General features: G+C 52.8%; 16 protein-coding genes. 10 read left to right on the top strand and 6 right to left on the bottom strand.

Features of this window, described 5'->3' with window-relative positions:
* Nucleotides 1-21: 21 nt before the first annotated feature.
* Together IAE27_RS25410 and IAE27_RS25405 are read left to right on the top strand one after the other, a co-directional pair.
* Nucleotides 22-459 carry a type II toxin-antitoxin system RatA family toxin gene (locus IAE27_RS25410; protein WP_004104653.1) on the top strand — a complete coding sequence of 146 codons (438 nt, stop codon included), beginning with the start codon at nucleotides 22-24 and terminating at the stop codon, nucleotides 457-459.
* The gene (locus IAE27_RS25405) at nucleotides 449-739 is read left to right on the top strand and encodes an RnfH family protein (RefSeq protein WP_004104651.1); all 291 of its coding nucleotides are present in this window, start codon (nucleotides 449-451) and stop codon (nucleotides 737-739) included. Before IAE27_RS25410 ends, IAE27_RS25405 begins: the two co-directional genes overlap by 11 nt.
* A 70-nt stretch (nucleotides 740-809) precedes the next feature.
* Here the strand turns inward: IAE27_RS25405 and bamE are convergent, their stop codons facing one another.
* The 3 genes from bamE to nadK all read right to left on the bottom strand — a co-directional run bounded on the left by bamE (nucleotide 810) and on the right by nadK (nucleotide 3,925).
* On the bottom strand, nucleotides 810-1,151 hold the full coding sequence (gene bamE, locus IAE27_RS25400; RefSeq protein ID WP_004104649.1) for an outer membrane protein assembly factor BamE: 342 nt from the start codon (nucleotides 1,149-1,151) through the stop codon (nucleotides 810-812).
* A gap of 147 nt (nucleotides 1,152-1,298) precedes the next feature.
* Nucleotides 1,299-2,960: a DNA repair protein RecN gene (recN, locus tag IAE27_RS25395; RefSeq protein WP_154022929.1), complete on the bottom strand. Its 1,662-nt coding sequence runs from the start codon at nucleotides 2,958-2,960 to the stop codon at nucleotides 1,299-1,301.
* Between the two features lie 86 nt (nucleotides 2,961-3,046).
* The gene (gene nadK, locus IAE27_RS25390) at nucleotides 3,047-3,925 is read right to left on the bottom strand and encodes an NAD(+) kinase (protein ID WP_004104646.1); all 879 of its coding nucleotides are present in this window, start codon (nucleotides 3,923-3,925) and stop codon (nucleotides 3,047-3,049) included.
* Nucleotides 3,926-4,050: 125 nt separating this feature from the next.
* On the opposite strand from nadK, the gene grpE reads away from it, so the two are divergent.
* A complete protein-coding gene (grpE, locus tag IAE27_RS25385; protein ID WP_004104644.1) occupies nucleotides 4,051-4,641 on the top strand; it encodes a nucleotide exchange factor GrpE in 591 nt (196 codons plus the stop codon).
* A gap of 64 nt (nucleotides 4,642-4,705) precedes the next feature.
* On the opposite strand, the gene IAE27_RS25380 is transcribed toward grpE, so the two are convergent.
* Both IAE27_RS25380 and IAE27_RS25375 read right to left on the bottom strand, forming a co-directional pair.
* Complete coding sequence (locus IAE27_RS25380; RefSeq protein WP_004104643.1) at nucleotides 4,706-5,995, bottom strand: HlyC/CorC family transporter; 1,290 nt, start codon at nucleotides 5,993-5,995, stop codon at nucleotides 4,706-4,708.
* A gap of 18 nt (nucleotides 5,996-6,013) precedes the next feature.
* Nucleotides 6,014-6,805: an inner membrane protein YpjD gene (locus tag IAE27_RS25375; RefSeq protein ID WP_004104642.1), complete on the bottom strand. Its 792-nt coding sequence runs from the start codon at nucleotides 6,803-6,805 to the stop codon at nucleotides 6,014-6,016.
* A gap of 164 nt (nucleotides 6,806-6,969) precedes the next feature.
* Between IAE27_RS25375 and ffh the strand changes: the two genes are divergently transcribed.
* The 7 genes from ffh (at nucleotide 6,970) to IAE27_RS25340 (ending at nucleotide 12,570) form a co-directional block, all read left to right on the top strand.
* Nucleotides 6,970-8,337 (top strand): signal recognition particle protein, encoded by a 1,368-nt coding sequence (gene ffh, locus IAE27_RS25370; RefSeq protein ID WP_004114506.1) that lies wholly within the window; start codon nucleotides 6,970-6,972, stop codon nucleotides 8,335-8,337.
* A gap of 235 nt (nucleotides 8,338-8,572) precedes the next feature.
* The gene (gene rpsP, locus IAE27_RS25365) at nucleotides 8,573-8,821 is read left to right on the top strand and encodes a 30S ribosomal protein S16 (RefSeq protein WP_004104640.1); all 249 of its coding nucleotides are present in this window, start codon (nucleotides 8,573-8,575) and stop codon (nucleotides 8,819-8,821) included.
* Nucleotides 8,822-8,839: 18 nt separating this feature from the next.
* Entirely contained in the window at nucleotides 8,840-9,388 is a 549-nt protein-coding gene (gene rimM / locus IAE27_RS25360) for a ribosome maturation factor RimM (protein ID WP_004104638.1), read from the top strand.
* A 45-nt stretch (nucleotides 9,389-9,433) separates the two neighbouring features.
* Nucleotides 9,434-10,201 carry a tRNA (guanosine(37)-N1)-methyltransferase TrmD gene (gene trmD / locus IAE27_RS25355; protein ID WP_004104636.1) on the top strand — a complete coding sequence of 256 codons (768 nt, stop codon included), beginning with the start codon at nucleotides 9,434-9,436 and terminating at the stop codon, nucleotides 10,199-10,201.
* A gap of 39 nt (nucleotides 10,202-10,240) precedes the next feature.
* Complete coding sequence (rplS, locus tag IAE27_RS25350) at nucleotides 10,241-10,588, top strand: 50S ribosomal protein L19 (protein ID WP_004104634.1); 348 nt, start codon at nucleotides 10,241-10,243, stop codon at nucleotides 10,586-10,588.
* Nucleotides 10,589-10,708: 120 nt separating this feature from the next.
* Nucleotides 10,709-11,146 (top strand): DUF2946 domain-containing protein, encoded by a 438-nt coding sequence (locus IAE27_RS25345; protein ID WP_154022930.1) that lies wholly within the window; start codon nucleotides 10,709-10,711, stop codon nucleotides 11,144-11,146.
* Between the two features lie 53 nt (nucleotides 11,147-11,199).
* Nucleotides 11,200-12,570, top strand: a complete 1,371-nt coding sequence (locus IAE27_RS25340; protein ID WP_070555967.1) for a PepSY-associated TM helix domain-containing protein — start codon at nucleotides 11,200-11,202, stop codon at nucleotides 12,568-12,570.
* Between the two features lie 4 nt (nucleotides 12,571-12,574).
* On the opposite strand, the gene IAE27_RS25335 is transcribed toward IAE27_RS25340, so the two are convergent.
* Complete coding sequence (locus IAE27_RS25335; protein WP_004104626.1) at nucleotides 12,575-13,057, bottom strand: OmpA family protein; 483 nt, start codon at nucleotides 13,055-13,057, stop codon at nucleotides 12,575-12,577.
* Nucleotides 13,058-13,060 lie beyond the last annotated feature (3 nt).

The following is a 13,060-nucleotide window of genomic DNA, read 5'->3' as shown; positions in this document are numbered from 1 at the left end:
TGTTTATATGTGGAACCTGCTATGCCTCAGATTAGCCGTACCGCGCTGGTGCCGTTCAGTGCTGAACAGATGTATCAACTGGTAAATGATGTAAAGTCCTACCCTGATTTTCTGCCGGGCTGTACCGGTAGCCGGGTTCTGGAGCTTGGGCCGACGCAAATGACTGCGGCGGTTGACGTATCCAAAGCGGGTATCAGTAAGACCTTCACAACGCGAAATACGCTCACCAGTAACCAGAGTATCCTGATGAGTCTGGTCGATGGTCCGTTTAAAAAGCTGATTGGCGGCTGGAAATTTATCCCCTTAAGCCCGGAAGCGTGCAAAATTGAGTTTCATCTCGATTTTGAATTCACCAATAAGCTGATTGAAATGGCGTTTGGTCGTATCTTCAAAGAACTGGCCATGAATATGGTTCAGGCATTCACGACGCGCGCTAAAGAGGTCTACAGTGCCGGCTAAAATCGTGGTTGAAGTGGCTTACGCGTTGCCGGAAAAACAGTATCTGCAAAGCGTCAAGCTTGAGGAGGGGGCGACGGTCGAGCAGGCGATTGTTGCCAGCGGTCTTCTGGCGCTACGTGACGATATCGATCTGACGAAAAACAAAGTGGGAATTTATAGCCGCCCGGCTAAGCTTCAGGATCGCGTCCATGATGGCGATCGGGTCGAAATCTATCGTCCGTTGATTGCTGACCCGAAAGAGCTACGTCGTCAACGGGCGGAGAAAAACGCCGGAAAGTAACCGTTTCGCACCAAAGATGCAGATACACAAAAAGCGCTCAATGAGCGCTTTTTGTGTATTGATAGCTTTATTACTCCGCCGTCAGGGCAGGTTTGTTATCAATGTTGGTCAGCACACCGCTGCTGTTAAAGGTCAGGGTAAGCGTCTGCTGGGTAACTTTTTCATGCCCAGGCTGCTGACGGAAAACGTAGAACCAGGTATTAGTGCCAAACGGATCCGACATCATTGGCGTACCCAAGGCATAGGCAACCTGTTGTTGCGTCATGCCGACACGAACTTTTGCTACATCGGTTGGTGCCAGATAGTTACCTTGGTTGATGTCAGGACGGTAAACCACTCGTTCCAGAGTGGAACAGCCTGCGGTCAACATAAGAAGAACCGCTGCGGCAGCAGTCAGCGTTTTACAGCGCATAGTGATTTGATTCCTTTTTGGGCCCGAGCAGTACGTGGCTCATCTGTAATATGCCGATGATAATAGACCTTTGCCCGGTTGGGAACCTTCGGCTGCAGGTCTATCGGCAATTTGCTGTTCACTATGACTCTGTGAAAATCAAAAAGTTTACGCGGCAAGCAACTCTTTCGCGTTTGCCAGAGTGTTACGAGTGACTTCACTGCCGCCCAGCAGACGGGCCAGTTCCTGCAAGCGAGCGCGTTTATCCAGAGGGTGCATATGCGTCTCGGTCATTTCACCGTCTGTTTCCTTGCAGACGAAGAAATGATGATGTCCGCAGCCGGCCACCTGCGGTAAGTGGGTAACGCACATCACCTGGGTTGACTCACCTAGCTGGCGCAGCAGTTTGCCCACCACCGCTGCCGTAGGGCCACTGATACCGACATCTACTTCATCAAAAATCAATGCCGGAGTTTCCATTTTCCGCGCGGTGATCACCTGAATCGCCAGCGCAATACGCGAGAGTTCGCCTCCGGAAGCAACTTTAGCGATTGGCTGCAGCGGCTGACCCGGGTTGGTGGTTACCCGGAATTCAATATGGTCTGCGCCTTCAGCGGTGAGATGACGCTCATCAAACGCGACATCAATGGAGAATACACCGTGTGGCATTGAAAGTGAGTGCATACTCTCCGTAATTAACTGAGTCAGCTCATCAGCGCTATTCTGACGCAGGGTATGTAGCTGCTTCGCCGTCTCAAGGGCTAACTGATGATGCTCCACGACCATCTGACTGAGGGATTCCAGGGAACCGGCGCTATCATCCAGCAGACGCTGCTCTTCCAGCAGTGACTGGTAAAATTCTGGAAGCTCCTCGGGCGTAATTTGATGCTTGCGCGCCAGGGCAATCTGTCGGGAGATACGTTGTTCCAGTTCGAACAGACGATTCGGATCGAGATTGAGGCGATCGTGATAATGACGCAGCTCGTCCGTGGCTTCGCTAAGCTGAATAGATGCTTCTTCAAGCATATCCAGCACTCCGGAGAGTTTACTGTCCATACCAACCAGCTCGCTCACCAGCTGCTTTGCGGCATAGAGCTGGCTTTGCAGATTGGATTCTTCGCCGTCTGCCATCACCGACAGCGCATGCTGACAGGTCGACAGCAATTGGCCGCTGTTGGCCAGACGTTTGTACTCTTCATCAATTTGCTCGAATTCGCCCGGCTGCGGATTAAACTCGTTGAGCTCTTTTAGTTGATACTGCACCAGATCCGCACGCGCGGCGCGCTCCTGGCTTTGCTGCTGATGCTGCGCCAGATCGCGGCAGCTTTTGTGCCACTGACGATAGCGCTCAGCCATTAGCTGAGTAAGCGCATACTCACCGGTATAGCCATCAAGTAAGGTCTTCTGATGTTCAGGCTTAGTCAACAGTTGGTGCGCATGCTGGCCATGGATCTGGATAAGAAGCTGTCCCAGTTCGCGGAGCTGGGATAAAGGCACCGCCGTACCGTTAATAAAGCCGCGAGAGCGGCCGTCTGCGCTGATAACGCGGCGAAGTAAACACTCACGCCCGCTTTCCAGCTGGTTTTGTTCCAGCCAGCGTTGTGCGGCCGGCGTGTCTTTCAGGGAGAAGCGCGCGCATAAATCAGCCCGGCTGGCGCCTCTGCGCACCATATCGGCTTCCGCCCGACCGCCCAGGCACAGCCCCAGCGCGTCGATAGCGATCGATTTACCGGCGCCGGTCTCGCCGGTAATGGCGGTCATACCGCTGTGAAAATCGATTTCCAGCTCACGAACGATAGCAAAATTACTGATAGTGAGTTGTGCCAACATAGCTGCCTTCCTGTATGAAAAACCATTACTGTGTTTTCGTACAGTATAATCGGGTTTTTTATCCAGTAAAGGGGCTGGCTATAAAATCAGAACAATTTTTTCGACCAGCCAAGCTTAGTGCTTAATGTATTGAAATAGCTGTAATCTTTAGGATGGATGAGATTAAGGTGATAATCACACCGGCGGATCAGCACATCTTCTCCATCCTGAATGGGCAGCGCTATCTGGCTATCGCAGCTAATTTCGAGGTCGCTGCAGCGCTGCGAAAAACGCAGGCGAATAGTACTGTCACCGTTGATCACCAGCGGCCGGGCCGAAAGCGTATGCGGGAACATAGGCACCAGGGTGATAGCATCCAGCGAAGGGGTGAGGATCGGCCCGCCGGCGGAGAGGGAATAGGCCGTGGAGCCGGTAGGTGTGGAGATGATGAGCCCATCTGAGCGCTGAGAGAAAGCAAACACCTCGTCAATATAGACTTCAAACTCAATCATATGCGCTACTTTACCGGGGTGCAGGACGACTTCGTTAATCGCCGTGCTGATACGCTTCTGGCAATCCTGCTGACAGACCTGAGCTTCCAGAAGGAAGCGTTTTTCGGCGATATAGTGGCCTTCGAGCACATCAGCGAGCTGCTGTAGCGCGTTGTCCGGATCGAGGTCGGTCAGAAAGCCGAGATTTCCGCGGTTAATGCCAATAACGTTAATATCGTAGCGCGCCAGCGTCCGCGCCGCGCCGAGCATATTACCATCGCCGCCAACCACGACGGCCAGGTCTGCCTGCTGGCCAATTTCCGCCAGCGTCCCGGTCTTCACATTGCTGAGCTGTAATTCATGAGCGATTTGCTGCTCAACCAGAACTTCATAACCTTTGCTGGACAGCCAGCGCCAGAGCATTTCATGTGTGGTCAGCGCGGTTGGGTGACGAGGGTGTCCCACAATGCCTATACACTTGAAGTGATTCTTCATGATCTGGATGTCCTTGAGTTAAATGAATAGTGACAATCTGGCTGCGTTCCCTTGAAACCCGGAAACTGATCCCCATAATAAGCGAAGTTAGCGAGATGAATGCGAAAAAAAACGCGGAGAAATTCATGAGTAGTAAAGAACAGAAAACGCCTGAGGGGCAAGCCCCGGAAGAAATTATCACGGAGCAGCACGATGACGTTGAGGCGGTAGAGCCTGAGGTTTCGGCTGAGCAGGTGGATCCGCGCGATGAAAAAATTGCGAATCTGGAAGCTCAGCTCGTTGAAGCCCAGAAGCGCGAACGTGAAGTATTGCTGCGTGCGAAAGCCGATGAAGATAACCTGCGCCGTCGTACCGAGCAGGATATCGAAAAAGCGCATAAGTTTGCGCTTGAGAAGTTCGTCAACGAACTGTTGCCGGTCATCGACAGCCTGGACCGCGCCCTGGAAGTGGCTGATAAAGCCAACCCGGATATGGCGCCGATGGTTGAAGGTATCGAACTGACGCTGAAGTCGATGCTGGACGTGGTTCGTAAGTTTGGCGTGGAAGTCATTGGCGATACTAACGTGCCGCTGGATCCGAACGTGCATCAGGCCATTGCGATGGTTGAGTCCGAGGACGTACCGGCAGGTAACGTTCTGGGCATTATGCAAAAGGGCTACACCTTGAATGGCCGTACTATTCGCGCGGCGATGGTAACCGTAGCGAAAGCGAAGTAAATAAGCGAAACGGCTACCATGAGGTAGCCGTTTTTCTATTCAGACCTGCACCGTGCCAGGTATGCTATGACTCCGCCACGCTTTCACGAATGGGTTTTACCGGCATAACCTTCACCTGTTTAATCATATTCTCCTGAACATCAAGAATATCGATATCATACTGTTCAATGCGCACGCGGGTGCCGGGGGCAGGGATCTCTTCGAGAGCTTCCAGAATGATACCGTTAATGGTTCGCGCTTCATCTTCCGGCAGATGCCAGTTAAATGCTTTATTGATTTCACGTACGTTGGCGGTACCGTCGATAATCACTGAACCATCGTTAAGCGGCGTTACCTCTTCAGCAAGCGTAGGCGACATGGAGGTCGTAAAATCGCCGACGATCTCTTCGAGGATATCCTCAACCGTGACCAGGCCCTGAATATCCCCATATTCATCCACCACCAGGCCCACTTTCTTTTTGTTGCGCTGGAATTTTACCAGTTGGGTGCTGAGCGGCGTCCCTTCCGGCACGAAGTAAATTTCGTCGGCGGCGCGCAGCATTACCTCTTTTGTGAACTCTTTTTTCTCCGTCATCAGGCGATAAGCTTCGCGTACCCGCAGCATGCTGATGGCATCGTCAAGGGTGTCGCGGTACAGCACGATGCGGCCGTGGGGAGAGTGGGTCAGTTGGCGGACAATGGACTTCCAGTCGTCGTTAATATTAATACCGACGATATCATTGCGCGGGACCATGATGTCGTCCACGCTAACTTTCTCGAGATCCAGAACCGACAGCAGCATGTCCTGATTGCGGCGGGAGATTTGCGAGCGTGATTCATTAACGATAGTACGCAGTTCATCTTTGCTGAGCGCCCCGCTAATGACGATATCGGTTTTAATGCCCATGATGCGCATCAGAATGCGGGTGATGGTGTTGAGCAACCACACCAGCGGCATCATCAGTATTTGCAGCGGCGCGAGCAGAAGGCTGCTGGGATAGGCGACCTTTTCCGGGTAGAGCGCCGCAATGGTTTTGGGCAGCACTTCCGCAAATACCAGCACCACGAACGTCAGAACCCCGGTGGCAATGGCAACGCCTGCATCGCCGTACAGGCGCATACCCACGATGGTGCCGAGCGCCGAAGCGAGAATATTAACCAGATTATTGCCAATGAGGACCAGGCTAATCAGACGGTCAGGTTTGCGCAGCAGCTTTTCAACGCGTTTTGCCTGACGATTGCCCTGCTTGGCCATATGACGCAGGCGATAGCGATTTAGCGTCATCATGCCGGTTTCAGAACCGGAGAAATAGGCGGAGATAACCACCATGATGATCAGCGTTACGATCAGCGTGGTGGTGGAGATATGTTCCACTAGGGATTCCTTAAAGACTTAGCTCATGAACTGTTGCAATACGCGGCTACCAAAGTAGGCCAGCGTCAGCAGGCCTGCGCCAGTCACGTTAAACCAGACGACCCGGCGTCCGCGCCACCCTTCATGATAGTGGCCCCAAAGCAGGACGATATAAACGAACCACGCCACGATAGAGAGTACGGCTTTATCAATGTTTTCCGCACTAAACAGGTTATGCATGTAAAACAGCCCGGTACACAGCGTCAGGGTTAACAGCACCACGCCTATCTGGGTGATATGAAACATTTTACGTTCGATGCTCATCAGCGGCGGCATTTCGCTACTGAAGGTCAATCGTTTGTTCTTTAACTGATAGTCAATCCACGCCAGCTGCAGAGCGTAGAGCGCGGCGATAATCAGCGTAGCATAAGAAAAGAGCGACAGGCCGATGTGGACCAACATCCCCGGCGTGGTTTCCAGATGCGTGATGTACTCGTTCGGCATAAAGGTGGCGAACGCGAGGTTGATCAGGGCGAAGGTGTAGACAATGGGCAGCAGCAGCCAGCCGCGATTGCGCGATGCGACGATGGTCATCACCGTACAGATCATCAGGCTAACCAGCGATCCCACGTTTAATAAGCTGAGGTTTTGCCCGCTTTCGCCGCCGGGAAAAATGCGTGACTCCAGCGCAAAGGCGTGACAAATCAACGCAATAGTTGCGGAAAGAATCGCCATCCGCCGCCAGCTGCTGTTTTTTTGTAACAGACCAGGGACGATCAGCGCGAGGCTGATGGAGTAGGCGACAAGGGCGAGTAGAGCAAAAACAGGCATATGCGCGTCGACTGTTGACTAAATAGTAGAGAGAAGCAGTATAACGTCACGCGAGTCTGGCTCCAACCGTTGCAGCACATTCGCGTTTATGTCGTGTTATACTGCGCCCATTCCGTTTTTGTGTCGCTGCGGCGACCGACCGTTTCCACCTCAGGCGAGAGACAATGTTTGATAATTTAACCGATCGTTTGTCGCGTACGCTGCGCAACATTAGCGGCCGCGGACGCCTTACTGAAGACAATATTAAAGATACCCTGCGCGAAGTGCGCATGGCGCTGCTGGAGGCGGACGTTGCTCTGCCTGTGGTTCGCGACTTCATCAACCGTGTAAAAGAGAGCGCGGTTGGTCATGAAGTTAATAAAAGCCTGACCCCGGGGCAGGAGTTCGTCAAAATCGTGCGCAACGAACTGGTTGCCGCGATGGGCGAAGAGAACCAGGCGCTCGATTTAGCCGCGCAGCCGCCTGCCGTAGTTCTGATGGCCGGTTTGCAGGGGGCGGGTAAAACGACCAGCGTCGCTAAGCTGGGTAAATTCTTGCGTGAAAAGCACAAGAAGAAAGTCCTGGTGGTTTCCGCTGACGTTTATCGTCCCGCGGCGATCAAACAGCTGGAAACGCTGGCAGAGCAGGTTAGCGTCGATTTCTTTCCGTCTGACGTTGGCCAGAAACCGGTTGATATCGTTAATGCCGCGCTGAAAGAAGCGAAGCTCAAATTCTACGACGTGCTGCTGGTGGATACCGCTGGTCGTCTGCACGTTGATGAAGCGATGATGGACGAGATTAAGCAGGTCCATGCAACGCTTAATCCGGTAGAAACCCTGTTCGTTGTCGATGCGATGACCGGCCAGGATGCGGCGAATACCGCGAAAGCGTTTAACGAAGCGCTACCGTTAACCGGTGTTGTATTGACCAAAGTGGACGGCGACGCCCGCGGCGGCGCGGCGCTGTCGATTCGTCATATCACCGGCAAGCCGATTAAATTCCTCGGGGTTGGCGAGAAAACCGAAGCGCTGGAGCCGTTCCATCCGGATCGTATCGCTTCCCGTATTCTCGGCATGGGCGATGTCCTGTCCCTGATCGAAGATATCGAAAGTAAGGTCGACCGCGCGCAGGCTGAAAAGCTGGCCTCTAAGCTGAAAAAAGGCGATGGTTTTGACTTGACCGATTTCCTTGAACAGCTGCGTCAGATGAAAAACATGGGCGGTATGGCCAGCCTGATGGGCAAGCTGCCGGGCATGGGGCAGATACCGGACAACGTTAAATCGCAAATGGACGACAAAGTGCTGGTGCGTATGGAAGCCATCATCAACTCGATGACGCTGAAAGAGCGCGCTAAACCGGAAATTATTAAAGGTTCGCGTAAGCGCCGTATCGCCGCAGGCTGCGGAATGCAGGTGCAGGATGTGAACCGTCTGCTCAAGCAGTTTGACGATATGCAGCGCATGATGAAGAAGATGAAGTCGAAAGGCGGCATGATGAAGATGATGCGTGGAATGAAAGGTATGATGCCGCCAGGTTTCCCCGGAGGCCGATAGTATTGTGGCTATTGCTGCCGGCGCGCCCTTCTTTCCTGTCCCATTGTTGGCGCGCTCTGGCTATGAATTACTCGCAGGTACCCAATTTAGGGTATCTGCGGTGCCCTTCCACAGCAGAGTTTATAACTGCTGATTGCAATTTCCCCAGAAATCAGTAAAATTTTCGGGCTTTTAATATGACACCGGGCTCCGTTCCTCGATGGGGCCCGGTGTTTTATTCACACAAGAGGATGTTATGGTTACTATTCGTTTAGCACGTCACGGCGCGAAAAAGCGTCCGTTCTACCAGGTTGTTGTTACCGACAGCCGTAATGCACGCAACGGTCGCTTCATCGAGCGCGTTGGTTTCTTCAACCCGATCGCTTCTGCGACCGAAGAAGGAACTCGTCTGGATCTGGATCGTATCGCTCACTGGGTTGGCCAGGGCGCGACTGTTTCCGATCGCGTAGCTGCGCTGATCAAAGCCGCTAACAAAGCAGCTTAATCTGTCACGGTGGTCATGATGAGCAAGCAACACACCGCACAAGCACCTGTTGATCCGATTGTATTGGGCAAAATGGGTTCTTCCTACGGTATCCGTGGTTGGCTCAGAGTGTTTTCCTCCACCGAAGACGCCGAAAGCATTTTTGACTATCAGCCCTGGTTTATCCAGAAGGCGGGTCAGTGGCAGGTTGTTGAGCTGGAAAGCTGGCGCCACCACAATCAGGATATCGTCATTAAGCTGAAAGGCATTGACGATCGCGATGCAGCGAATCTATTGACTAATTGCGAAATTGTCGTGGATTCATCGCAGCTGCCTGCGCTTGAAGAGGGTGACTATTACTGGAAAGACCTGATGGGCTGCCAGGTAGTGACCACTGAAGGCTATAGCCTCGGTAAAGTCATCGACATGATGGAAACCGGGTCTAATGACGTTCTCGTCATCAAGGCAAACCTGAAAGATGCATTTGGTATCAAGGAGCGGCTGGTTCCGTTCCTCGATGGGCAGGTTATCAAGAAAGTCGATCTCGCTACTCGTACTATCGAAGTAGATTGGGATCCTGGTTTTTAAATTCTCCGAATAAACGGTAAAAAACGGCACTATGGGGATTGGCTTGTGTTTATAGGTATCGTTAGCCTGTTTCCAGAAATGTTCCGCGCAATTACCGATTACGGGGTAACTGGCCGGGCAGTAAAAAATGGCCTGCTGAGCATCCAGAGCTGGAGTCCTCGAGATTTCGCTCATGACCGGCACCGTACCGTGGACGATCGTCCTTACGGCGGCGGACCGGGGATGCTAATGATGGTGCAACCTTTGCGGGATGCGATTCATGCAGCAAAAGCCGCGGCAGGTGAAGGCGCAAAGGTGATTTATCTTTCACCTCAGGGACGCAAGCTTGATCAAGCTGGCGTCAGCGAACTGGCAACAAATCAGAAGCTGATTTTGGTGTGCGGTCGCTACGAAGGCGTAGATGAGCGCGTAATTCAGACCGAAATTGATGAAGAATGGTCAATCGGCGATTACGTTCTCAGCGGTGGTGAGCTACCGGCAATGACGCTGATTGATTCCGTTTCCCGGTTTATTCCGGGGGTTCTGGGTCATGAAGCTTCGGCAATCGAAGATTCGTTTGCTGAAGGATTGCTGGATTGCCCGCACTATACGCGCCCTGAAGTGTTAGAAGGTATGGAAGTACCGCCGGTATTGCTGTCGGGAAACCATGCGGAGATACGTCGCTGGCGTCTGAAGCAGTCGCTGGGCCGAACCTGGCTTAGAAGACCTGAACTTTTGGAAAACCTGGCTCTGACTGAAGAGCAAGCAAGGTTGCTGGCGGAGTTCAAAAAGGAACTCGCGCAACAGCAACATAAACATGATGGGATGGCGTAAGCCCCCAATATCAGTTTACCCAGGATAAGAGATTAAATTATGAGCAACATTATTAAGCAACTTGAACAAGAACAGATGAAGCAGGACGTACCTTCCTTCCGTCCGGGTGATACCGTGGAAGTGAAAGTATGGGTTGTTGAAGGTTCCAAAAAACGTCTGCAGGCATTCGAGGGCGTGGTTATCGCTATTCGTAACCGCGGTCTGCACTCTGCATTCACTGTTCGCAAAATTTCCAACGGCGAAGGCGTTGAGCGTGTCTTCCAGACTCACTCTCCGGTAGTTGACAGCATTTCTGTCAAACGTCGTGGTGCTGTACGTAAAGCTAAACTGTACTACCTGCGTGAGCGTACCGGTAAGTCTGCTCGTATCAAAGAGCGTCTTAACTAAGATTCGCTTTCGCGACATCCTGAATGAGAGGGCTGGCCTGATGGGCCAGCCCTTTTTTTATCTTCATTTTAACTATTTCATTGAGAATCATTTACAATATGGCCCTCATTCGGAGGGACCGTGGTCAGCACTATTTTTCATCACCCGGCATCACAACGGCACGCCGCATGGCTGGCGCTGTTTGCGATCCTGCTGATCGTGGTGGCGCCGCTGATCTCTGTCGCGCTGCAAAAAGATCCGATGAGCGGTATGCACCACTTAACGATGGAAATACCGGAAGAGATGCCATCACATCAGATGCCCATAATGCATACTGACGCCTCGATTGCGGAACATGCGCACAGCATGCCGGTCGATCATGCTGAAGCCTGCGGCTACTGCGTACTATTAGCCCACGTGCCAGGGATGATTTTTGCGCTGGTACTGCTGATCAGCATGGTGCTTCGACGCTATAGCGCACCGGTTTTCCGTCCGGAACGGAAACACTGGCACTACTTTCCCTGGCTTTACCCTCATACCCGCGCTCCGCCGCAACAGTCTGCTTGCTTCCTTAACTAAAAAATCATGTGCGCACTGCGCAACGTTCTCTTTTGCTCTCAAAAAGGAAAAGTATGACTACCTGCACCTCGCGCGCGGCATGGCTGAACCTGCTGCGTCGTCTTCATTTCTATATCGGACTGTTTATCGGACCGTTTATCTTTGTGGCGGCTCTGACCGGTACGCTCTATGTCGCCACCCCGCAGCTGGAAAGCTGGCTCTATAAAGAGACGCTGGAGGGGACGCTCAGCGGCGAAAAGCAGCCGCTGAGCGCGCAAATTACCGTAGCAATGGAGGCGGTCCAGGGAAACCTCCGTTTGCACGCGGTTCGACCGGGGATTATGGCTGGCGATACTACCCGAGTGATGTTTATTGATCCAAATCTTGGCGAGTCTGAAACGCGGGCAATTTTTGTCGATCCGGTGACGTTACGCGTGACAGGTGATATGCCGGTTTACGGCACCAGCGGTATTTTGCCGCTGCGGCAGTGGATTGATTATGCCCATCGCTCTTTGCTGCTGGGTAACTTCGGCCGACTGTACAGCGAGCTGGCAGCCTCCTGGATGTGGGTTGCCGCTCTTGGCGGGATCGCGCTGTGGTCGATGACCCGACCGCGTCGTCGTATAAATAATAGAGTGCAGAATAACCGTCGCCTGCATGTTTCTCTCGGCTGGGCGCTGTTAATCGGTATGCTGTTATTCTCTGCGACCGGTTTGACCTGGTCACAATGGGCGGGCAGTAACGTCGACAAGATGCGCACCGCCTTTGGCTGGTTGACGCCGCAGGTAAACGCGCAGCTGGAAAGAACCACTCCGGCAATACAGGATCCACATGCGGAACATCATATGAGACACGGGGCGATGGAGAAGACGAACGTCCCACTTCGCGTAGAGGATTTTGACGAGGTCCTGCAGGCTGCTCGCAAGTCCGGGCTGGAAGCAGGCAAGCTGGAGATTCGTCCTCCGTCGGCCTCCGGACGCGCGTGGACGGTAAATGAAATTGACAGAAGCTGGCCGACACAGGTTGATGCGGTAGCGATCGATGGTTCAAATATGCAGGTCGTGGACCGCACTCATTTTTCCGACTTTCCGCTGATGGCTAAACTTACCCGCTGGGGCGTGGATTTCCATATGGGAATTTTGTTCGGGCTTGCCAATCAGTTACTGCTTATCGTATTCGGGATTGCACTCTGCGTGATGATCGTGGTGGGGTACCGTTTGTGGTGGATACGCCGTCCCGCGAGTTCGGCCTTTAACCCGGCTAATACGCTGCTCCACGCGTGGCTGGGCTTAGCATGGCCTGCTCGTCTGTCGATCGGCGTTATCACAGTGATGTTGGGGCTGGCGCTGCCGCTAATGGGGATTAGCCTCGCGCTGTGTCTCGCCGTTGATTATCTGCGCTGGCGCGCAGCAACGGCGATGACAGAGGCTAAGTCAGTCGAATAGGTGCTTAAGGCGTGCTGATAACCACCGTGACGCGGCGGTTTTCAGCGCGTCCTTGTGCGGTAGCGTTGCTGGCTATCGGATACTTTTTCCCGAGCCCGCGAGTGGTCAAATTGGTGCGCGGAATATTTGCCCCTTCGGCCCAGGCATCCGCAACGCTGTTCGCGCGTTTAAGCGATAACATTTCGTTGTAAGCGTCTTCGCCGTAATTATCAGTATGTCCTTCGAGACGACTATGGGTAATTCCGGTGGTGGCCAGACGCGAAGCCATAGTGCGAATTTGCTGTTTGCTATCGGCACGCAGGTGATAGTCGTTTTTGTCGAATAATATGGAGTCAGATATTCCTAATGACCAGTCGCCATTGGCTTCAGTAAAGCCGTATGACTTCATTGCTGCAATTTGTTCTGCAGAGAATTTTCCTTGCGGAGCCTGACAGCCGCTTAGAAAAAGTGCGGCCAGTAAAGCAGGAGCAAAATATTTCCCGATCATGGT

This window comes from Klebsiella sp. S69, from assembly GCF_016516145.1.
In the GTDB taxonomy this organism is placed as follows: domain Bacteria; phylum Pseudomonadota; class Gammaproteobacteria; order Enterobacterales; family Enterobacteriaceae; genus Klebsiella; species Klebsiella oxytoca.
This window is presented reverse-complemented; position numbering and strand designations above follow the sequence as displayed.